At 65.7% G+C, this 8,535-nt stretch carries 6 protein-coding genes and 1 pseudogene; 1 reads left to right on the top strand and 6 read right to left on the bottom strand.

The annotated features are described in order from the left end of the window. On the top strand, window positions 1-1,673 hold a 1,673-nt coding region (locus JWR89_RS02185), incomplete at its 5' end, for an OmpA family protein (RefSeq protein WP_299711237.1). Window positions 1,674-1,915: 242 nt separating this feature from the next. Here the strand turns inward: JWR89_RS02185 and JWR89_RS02190 are convergent. The 6 genes and pseudogenes from JWR89_RS02190 to JWR89_RS02215 form a co-directional block, all read right to left on the bottom strand. Continuing rightward, window positions 1,916-3,676: an alkaline phosphatase gene (locus JWR89_RS02190; RefSeq protein WP_299711240.1), complete on the bottom strand. Its 1,761-nt coding sequence runs from the start codon at window positions 3,674-3,676 to the stop codon at window positions 1,916-1,918. A 358-nt stretch (window positions 3,677-4,034) separates the two neighbouring features. Continuing rightward, a complete protein-coding gene (gene argG, locus JWR89_RS02195; protein ID WP_299711242.1) occupies window positions 4,035-5,372 on the bottom strand; it encodes an argininosuccinate synthase in 1,338 nt (445 codons plus the stop codon). After that, a complete protein-coding gene (locus JWR89_RS02200) occupies window positions 5,372-6,172 on the bottom strand; it encodes a phosphatase PAP2 family protein (RefSeq protein ID WP_299711245.1) in 801 nt (266 codons plus the stop codon). The genes argG and JWR89_RS02200 overlap by 1 nt, the downstream gene beginning before the upstream one ends. A gap of 189 nt (window positions 6,173-6,361) precedes the next feature. Next, the gene (locus tag JWR89_RS02205; RefSeq protein ID WP_299711250.1) at window positions 6,362-6,838 is read right to left on the bottom strand and encodes a hypothetical protein; all 477 of its coding nucleotides are present in this window, start codon (window positions 6,836-6,838) and stop codon (window positions 6,362-6,364) included. Window positions 6,839-6,995: 157 nt separating this feature from the next. Continuing rightward, entirely contained in the window at window positions 6,996-8,240 is a 1,245-nt protein-coding gene (gene rlmN, locus JWR89_RS02210; RefSeq protein WP_299711253.1) for a 23S rRNA (adenine(2503)-C(2))-methyltransferase RlmN, read from the bottom strand. 189 nt (window positions 8,241-8,429) lie between these two features. Beyond that, window positions 8,430-8,535, bottom strand: a pseudogene (locus JWR89_RS02215) (IS110 family transposase); the annotation flags it as partial.

An 8,535-nucleotide genomic window follows, 5' to 3' on the forward strand; every position in this document is an offset into this window, starting at 1 on the left:
CGCCGCCCCCGGCAGCAGCACCGCCGCCGCGTCCACCTGCGCCTCCGGCCGCCGCACCTGCGGCACGACCGACGCCTCCGGCTGCGCCGGCGCCTACCGCTGCTCCCACCGCACCGACCCCTCCCGCCGTTCGCCAGGAACGTCCGGGTCAGGAACGCCGTGAACCCGGCGAACGCCGCGAGCCCGGTGCGCCTCCCGCCGGCGCACGTCCAGCGCCGTCCGCGGCACCAGCTGCGCCTGCACCGACCCCTGCGCCCGCTCCAGCAGCGCCTGCAGCACGTCAGGCGCCCGCGGCAGCTCCAGCGGTTGCGCCGGCTACCCCGCCAGCAACCCCCGCGACACCTCCAGCCGCGGCTCCGGCTCCGGCTGCAGCCCCTTCGGCCGCACCAACGCCTCCGGCCGCGGGAACGCCTCCTGCGCCCGGCGCACCTGGTGAACGTCGTGGCGGACCCGGCGGCCCAGGTGGGCCACGCGGCCCGGGTGGTCCCGGCGGTCAAGGTGCCGGTGCTCCCGGCGCTGCGCCGAACGCCGTTGCACCCGGCGGCGCGCCGGCTGCGGTTGTGCCCGGTGCAGCTCCGGTCCCCGGTGCCGCTCCCGGCACTCCGGCTGCCCAGTCAGGTGCAGTCCCGGCCGCGCCGGCGGCGCGTGTCGCACCGCCAACCGTTGCTGCTCCGATCCCGCCCGCCCCGCCGCCGGCCGCCGCTTTGGCACCGATCGCGCCGGGCGCCCAGGCTCCGGGTCCGCAGCGCATGGAAGACTTCCGCGGTCAGCGCCGCGAGAGCGATGTCGGCGGTCGCAAGGTGTTCACCGAGCCCGGCCGCATCATCGTGCAGGATCCGGGCGGACAGTCCTTCATCCGCCACAACGAGGTCGATCGCTTCCGCTACGGCGCGCGTGACATCCGCACCCAGCAAGTCGGCGACGAGAGCCGCACCATCGTGGTTCGTCCCGATGGCTCGGAGATCATCAACGTGGTCGGCCGCGACGGCCAGTTGCTGCGACGTGTTCGTCGCGACCGCGGCGGTCGCGAGATCATCATCATCGACAACTCGTTCCGCGGTCCGCGCGGCGCCGGTGGTTTCTACGTCGACCTGCCGCCTCCCGTGATCCGGATTCCGCAGAACCGCTACATTGTCGACTACGATCAGGCGTCGCCGGAGCTGGTCTACGACACGCTGCTGGCGCCGCCGGTGGATCGCATCGAGCGCCGCTACTCGCTGGATGAAATCCGCTACAGCCAGACGGTGCGCCAGCGCATGCCGTCGATCGATCTCGATACCATCAACTTCGATCTCGGCTCGTGGGAGATTCCCCCGGACCAGGCCTCGAAGCTGCAGGTAATCGCGGATGGCCTCAACAAGGCGATCTCGCGCAATCCGAAGCTGGTGTTCCTGATCGAAGGCCACACCGACGCGGTCGGCGCGGACATCGACAACCTGTCGCTGTCGGATCGCCGCGCCGAATCGGCGGCGCAGTTGCTGACGCAGCAGTTCCAGGTGCCGGCAGAGAATCTGACGTCGCAGGGCTATGGCGAGCAGTACCTGAAGATTCCGACCCAGGAGGCGGAGCGGCAGAATCGCCGCGTCACCATCCGCAACATCACGCCGCTGTTGAACGGCGGCACCGCGTCGCTGCCGCCACCGCCCCCGGGCACAATTCCGCCACGGAGGTAACTATTTGACGTGACGGCGATTTCGGACCTTGCCTTGGTTTAGCCGCAAGATCCGGAATCGCCGTGCGGAAATAGAAGGTAGCGGCACCGAAAAACGCAAAATGGCCGGGAGCAATCCTGGCCATTTTTTTGTCGTCATTGCGAGGAGCCCTTGCGACGAAGCAATCCAGTTCTTCCTTTTGGCTTCTGGATTGCCGCGTCGCTTCGCTCCTCGCAATGACGACGGAGAGTTCGGTGCTCTTCCTAACGGTTACTTGCCAACCCCAACGCGTCCGCGATCACGCGAAACACTTCGGTGTTATCCATCGACCCCTGCACGCGGTCGCTGCCGGGACCGGTTGCGGTGAGGATGACGTCCTCGCCGGAATGCACGCTGGCGTTCATCATCGCCGGCAGGTTGCCGAGCCGCAGCACCGCGCCGGGCACGTCCTTGTATTTCGCGTTGGCCTTGAAGGTGCCGGGCGCCTCGTCCTTCTCGGTCGGCTCATTCGGGTTGTCGAGCTTCGGCCGCAGCGTCTCGTAGTGGTCGGGAATGCTCGCGGAGAAGATCGCGAGGCGACGGCTGACATCGACGCGGGAAGGATAACCGCCGGCGTCCGGCGCCGGATAGTTCGGGAAGCCGGCCTTTTCGTAGACGCCGACCCGTTCGCGCAGCGGCGTATTCGGCAGCGTCGTCATGTCGTCGTTGACGGTGCCGACCAGGCTGTTGGGATGGTTGTGATCGGCGACCACCAGGATCAGGGTGTCCTCGCCGCGCGCTTTGGCCCAGTCCTTCGCGAGCTTCACGGCGTTGTCGAGCATGATGGTGTCGTACACCGCGCGTTCCATGTCGAGCGCATGGGCGTATTTGTCGATCAGCCCGGATTCCACCATCAGGAAAAAGCCGTTGTTGTTGCGCGACAGGATGTCCAGCGCGCCTTGCACCTGTTCGGTGAGGTCCGGCTGCTCCGGATATTTCTTGACGCCGCCGCCCTTGAGAAATTTACGGTCGAGCACGCCGTCCATATTGCCCGGCGCGAACAGGCCGAGCAGTTTTTTGGTGTCGGGCCTTGCCGCGAGGAGGTTGAGTTCGCTTGCCGTCGTCGCATAGGGGTAGCCGGCATCGCGGAATTTCGCGATGTAGTCGGCGTCATCCTTGCGCTTCGACAGGGCGTCGGCCTGCGGCAGGAAATTCGCCGCGCCGCCGCCCATCAGCACGTCCGGCTTCGCCGCGAATAACTGCTCGACGATCTGGTCGTAGGCGGCGCGGCGCCGCGTATGCGCCACCATCGCGGCCGGCGTGGCGTCCTCGATCTCGGTATTGGTGACGATGCCGATCGCCATGTTGCGCTGTCGCCGGATCACGCTGGTGATGGTCTCGACCCGCGGGTCGTCGAACGGGTTGGCGGTGCGGTCCGCATAGACGCCCATCGCATTGACCGCGGTCTTGTGCCCGGTGGCATAGGCGCTCGCGGCATTCGCCGAATCCGTGATGATCGAATCCGACCCAGCGGTGGCGACAAAGGCCATATGCGGCATGTCGTCGATCGCCAGCCTGCCGAGGCTCTTGCCCTCGCGAATACCCTTCGACAGCAGCCGCGCGCCGACGCGGTGCGCCGGCGACAGGCCGTCGCCGATGAACAGGATGACGTTCTTCGCCCGGCGCGCCCCGGTGTCGTAGACGTTCCAGTCGATGCTGCGGCTTTGCGTGCCGTCGCTGACCTCGATTTTATAATTGCCGGGCTTGCCCAACGCGACATCGCGCAGCAGCAGCGCGGATTGCTCCTTGCCGTCCTCGCGCGCGACGTAGGTCGCGGATTTGCCGAAGGTAGCGGCGACGTCAGCGCCGTTGATCCTGACCTTGATGGTGTCGGGCTCGACCAGGCCGGGAAACTCGACCTTGAAGTCGAAGGTCGCGCCAGCGAGGATTTCAGCGCGGTCGATGGGATAGATGGTTTGCGCGGCGAGCGGCGAAGCGCTCGACAGCAGGGCGGCAAACGCCGCGGCGGCAACGGGATACTTCATGATGGAGGCCTCGATGCCCGTTCCGGGCGGTGGCGTTCCATTACGACGGCGGGATGACGAGTCGATGACAGGCCGCCTCAGGCCCCCCTGCCGTCATTGCGAGGAGCCCTTGTGACGAAGCAATCCAGTTCTTGCCGAGCTTGTGGCTTACTGGATTGCCGCGTCGCTTCGCTCCTCGCAATGACGGACGATAGTTCGTCGAAGCACTCGCTAACGCTCGCTGGGCCGGGACGACAGATTGTCGGTAGTCCGTAGGGTGGGTTAGGCGCTCTTGCGCCGTAACCCACCAAAGTCGCTGCGACTAACGATGGGCGGTGGGTTACGCGCTTCGCGCTAACCCACCCTACGCCCTGCGTGTTCAGCTCTTGTCGTTATTCAGCTTGGGAATATTCGACCCTTCGCCCGCGCTCAGCAGGCCCGACTTCGCATACAGGTCCAGCTTGGCGCGGGTGTCGGTGATGTCCAGGTTGCGCATGGTGAGCTGGCCGATGCGGTCGGCCGGCGTAAACGGCGCGTCCTCGACCTTTTCCATGCTCAGCCGCTCCGGCTTGTAGGTGAGGTTCGGGCTCTCGGTGTTGAGCAGCGAGTAGTCGTTACCGCGGCGCAGTTCGAGGGTGACTTCGCCGGTGATGGCGCGGGCCACCCAGCGCTGCGCGGTCTCGCGCAGCATCAGGGCCTGCGAGTCGAACCAGCGGCCCTGGTACAAAAGCCGGCCGAGCTTCATGCCGCTCATGCGGTATTGCTCGATGGTGTCTTCGTTGTGGATGCCGGTGACGAGGCGCTCATAGGCGATGTGCAGCAGCGCCATGCCGGGCGCCTCGTAGATGCCGCGGCTCTTCGCCTCGATGATGCGGTTCTCGATCTGGTCGCTCATGCCGAGGCCATGACGGCCGCCGATGGCGTTGGCCTCGAGGAATAGCGCGACAGGATCAGTGAAGGTCTGGCCGTTCAGCGCCACGGGCTGGCCGTCGACGAACCGCACCGTGACCCGTTCGGCCTTGACGACGCAGTCGTCGCGCCAGAACGGCACGCCCATGATCGGGTTGACGATGTGGATGCCGGAGTTGAGGTCCTCGAGATCCTTGGCCTCGTGGGTCGCGCCGAGCAAATTGCTGTCGGTGGAATAGGCCTTCTCGGCGGACATCTTGTAGGCGAAGCCGTGCGCGGTCATGAACGCCGACATCTCAGATCGGCCGCCCAGCTCGTGGATGAATTGATCGTCGAGCCAGGGCTTGTAGATCTTCAATTCCGGATTGGTCAGCAGCCCGTAGCGGTAGAACCGCTCGATATCGTTGCCCTTGTAGGTCGAGCCGTCGCCCCAGATGTTGACGCCGTCTTCCTTCATGGCCGAGACCAGCATGGTGCCGGTCACCGCGCGCCCCAGCGGCGTGGTGTTGAAGTAGGCGATGCCGCCGGTCGAGACGTGGAAGGCGCCGGCCTGAATGGCGGCGATGCCCTCGTGGACCAGTTGCGCGCGGCAATCCACCAGGCGGGCCTTCTCGGCGCCGAACTCCATGGCCTTGCGCGGAATCTCGTCGTAGTCGGCCTCGTCGGGCTGGCCGAGGTTGGCGGTATAGGCGAAGACGCGGGCGCCCTTCTGCTTCATCCACAGCAGCGCGGCTGAGGTGTCGAGCCCGCCGGAGAAAGCGATACCGACGTTTTGCCCTTTGGGCAGGCTCTTCAGAATCGTCGTCATCAAACGTCCAATCGGGCAGTTTCGGGTGTAGCTGGTGCCGGGCCGACATCGCGACCGCGCCATTTCTGCCGCCAGCGATAGCCCGGCCAGGCGAAGCGCGTCAACGCGGCATCGACCTCCGCGTCGCTCTTGCGTGTCGCCGGCCAGCGATAGATCCAGCCGTGCACCAGCCAGATCACCAGGAAGCTCACCAGCCCGGCAATCGCCACGTCGGTGAAGAAGTGGCCGCCGAACGCCATCCGCAGCCCGCTGGTCAGCGCGCCGAACACGAAGGCGCCGGCATAGGCCAGCGGCCGCCACGCCGGCGGTGTCAGCGCGGCCGGGGCGAAGGTCCAGAACGCCGTGGCGCCCTCGCCGGAGAAGAACGAGCAGTTGCGGCCGCATTGGCCTGATGGGTCCCACCACGGCTTGAACTGCCAGGGGCCGCTGAACTCCGTCACCGTCACCGGCCGCGGCCGGCCCCAGTGGCTCTTGAAGGTGAGATTGGTGAGGATGCCGGCGGCCAGGGTGATGGTGATCAGCAGGAAGGCGATGGTGTTGCCGGAGATCAGCAGCGGACGATTGGGCCAGATCAGCTTGATGATGAGGGCTATGATCGAGGGCAGCACGAACGCCCAGCAGATCCACATCGCCGCATCGCGCGCGAACATCGCCAGCGCACCCTCCTTGATCGGGAAGGTCTTCGATGCGGCGTCGTAGAACAAGGCGGCGAGCTTGAGGTCGAGTTCGGGATACAGCCCGAAGGTCACTCCGACGACAGCGAAAAGCGCGAGCGCGATATAGAGTCCGGTCCGGTTCATGGCGCGCGGTTTAGCCGAGCCGGGCGGCGATGAAAAGGTGAAGCTGGTGCGGCGTTTTCTTACCCTCCCTGGAGGGGGAGGGTCGGCGCGCCGTCCGCGAAGCGGATGCGCGACGGGGTGGGGTGAAGGTCTCGCCGGTGGAGCTCGGCGCTCACCCCACCCCGGCAACCATCGCGCTGCGCGCGCTGATTACCGACCCTCCCCCTCCAGGGGAGGGTAAGAAACAGCGCGCGGCTCTTTCCATCTTCCCGCATTGCGCCCGGCGATCAGCCAGTAGATCAGCCCGCCGACGATGCCGGCGCCGGTCATGACTTCGAGGTGGCGGCGGACGATGCCGTCGAAGCGCATGGTGTCGGTATCGAACGGCACCAGGCCGAGATAGCAGGCGAGGCCGACCGCCGCGCCGCCGATCGCGTAGGCCAGCACGCTGCGGACATTGAGGGCCTCGGTGATGGCCACGACGACGATCGCCGGCAACAGCGCAAAACCGCTGAAGAAGATGAAGCCGAAGCCGAGCAGGACGTTGATGGTGTTGGGATCGATCGTGCCGGTGTCGAGCGCGCTCAGTTCCGGGAACAGGATCGCGAGCACCACGATCGCGCCTGACACGAAACAGGCCAGGCAGAAGGCGAAGAAGATGACGAACAGCCGGCCGATCAGGGACATCGAGAAACTCGGTCGTTAAGCGGTACGAACAACCTCTCAGCCGTCATTGCGAGGAGCGAAGCGACGCGGCAATCCAGAAAACCGCATACGCCGAAAGAACTGGATTGCTTCGTCGCAAGGGCTCCTCGCAATGACGGCTGAGGGTGCAACGAACGCATCAATCCGTCATCGCCATCGCGCGCAGCGCCTGGCGCTCCCTTGCGGAGAGTTTTTCGGTTTCCGACTTCAACTGGCCGCAGGCGGCGAGAATGTCGCGGCCGCGCGGGGTGCGCACCGGGGAGGAATAGCCGGCGTTGAAGACATACTCGGAGAACTTTTCGATCTGGTCCCAGTCGGAACATTCGTAGCGCGTGCCGGGCCACGGGTTGAACGGGATCAGGTTGATCTTGGCATGGATGCCCTTCAGCATCTTCACCAGCAGTTTGGCATCCTCCAGCGAATCGTTGACGCCGCGCAGCATGACGTATTCGAACGTGATGCGCCGCGCGTTGGAGGCGCCGGGATAGTCGCGGCAGGCCTGCAGAAGTTCGGCCAGCGGATATTTCTTGTTGATCGGCACCAGCTCGTTGCGCAGCTCGTCGCGCACCGCATGCAGCGAGATCGCCAGCATCACGCCGATCTCCTCGCCGGTGCGCTTGATGTTCGGCACCACGCCGGAGGTCGAGAGCGTGATGCGGCGGCGCGAGATGCCGATGCCTTCATTGTCGGAGACGATCAAGAGCGCGTCGCGCACCGCGTCGAAATTATACAGCGGCTCGCCCATGCCCATCATCACCACATTGGTGACGAGGCGGTTGCCGTTCGGAGTCTCGCGGTCGGCCCAATCGTTCAGGCGGTCGCGGGCGACCATGATCTGGCCGACGATCTCGCCGGGGGTGAGATTGCGCACCAGCCGCTGGGTACCGGTATGGCAGAACGAGCAGGTCAGGGTGCAGCCGACCTGGCTGGAGACGCACAAAGTGCCGCGGTCAGTCTCGGGGATGTAGACGCACTCGACCTCGTGGGCCTTTTCGCCGGCCGTGCCGCTCGGCAGCCGCAGCAGCCATTTCCGGGTGCCGTCGTTGGAGATCTGCTCGGCCACCACTTCCGGCCGCGCGACCGTAAAATGCTTTTCCAGCTCGGTGCGCATGTCCTTGGAGATACTGGACATTTCGGAGAATTCGCGGGCGCCCCGGACATACATCCAGTGCCATAGCTGCTGGCTGCGCATCTTGCGCTGCGCCGCGGCGACGCCGATCGAGCCGAGCTGCTCGGCCAGTTCGGCGCGCGACAGGCCGATCAGCGACGGCTTGGCGAGCGGGACGTAGGTCTCCAGCGCGACCTTCTCCAGCGGCGCGCCTGCCGGGGGCAGGGCGTGCGTGGAGGTGTCGATGGAACCGGCCTCGGCTGCAACAGGGGTCATGGCGTCGATCTATGATGTCGCGGAAATGTCAGCCTCAAATAGGCTTTTCGGCGCCCCCTGCAAAGGCGCTAAATGCGGCAATATTAACGGCGGCAAGGATTTAGCGCGGATTCGTTCCCCGGACGCGGTGCAGCGCGCCGCCGCTTGGCGGCGTGGTGCGCCGCAGAGCCGGCAACTGTAGTTTTCCGATCAGGGACAGAACGGTTTTTGATCTCGGATGACTGCGTTGAGGGTGATGAGCAGCTTTCTGGCGATGGCGATGAAGGCGACTTTGGCGGGCTTTCCGGCGGCGCGC

It is taken from the genome of Tardiphaga sp. (assembly GCF_028290785.1).
Classification (GTDB): domain Bacteria; phylum Pseudomonadota; class Alphaproteobacteria; order Rhizobiales; family Xanthobacteraceae; genus Tardiphaga.

Bases quoted from the DNA above. Each gene is read 5' to 3' on its own strand.
- JWR89_RS02190 (WP_299711240.1), bottom strand. From the start codon at position 3,676: ATGAAGTATCCCGTTGCCGCCGCGGCGTTTGCCGCCCTGCTGTCGAGC.
- argG (WP_299711242.1), bottom strand. From the start codon at position 5,372: ATGACGACGATTCTGAAGAGCCTGCCCAAAGGGCAAAACGTCGGTATC.
- JWR89_RS02200 (WP_299711245.1), bottom strand. From the start codon at position 6,172: ATGAACCGGACCGGACTCTATATCGCGCTCGCGCTTTTCGCTGTCGTC.
- JWR89_RS02205 (WP_299711250.1), bottom strand. From the start codon at position 6,838: ATGTCCCTGATCGGCCGGCTGTTCGTCATCTTCTTCGCCTTCTGCCTG.
- rlmN (WP_299711253.1), bottom strand. From the start codon at position 8,240: ATGACCCCTGTTGCAGCCGAGGCCGGTTCCATCGACACCTCCACGCAC.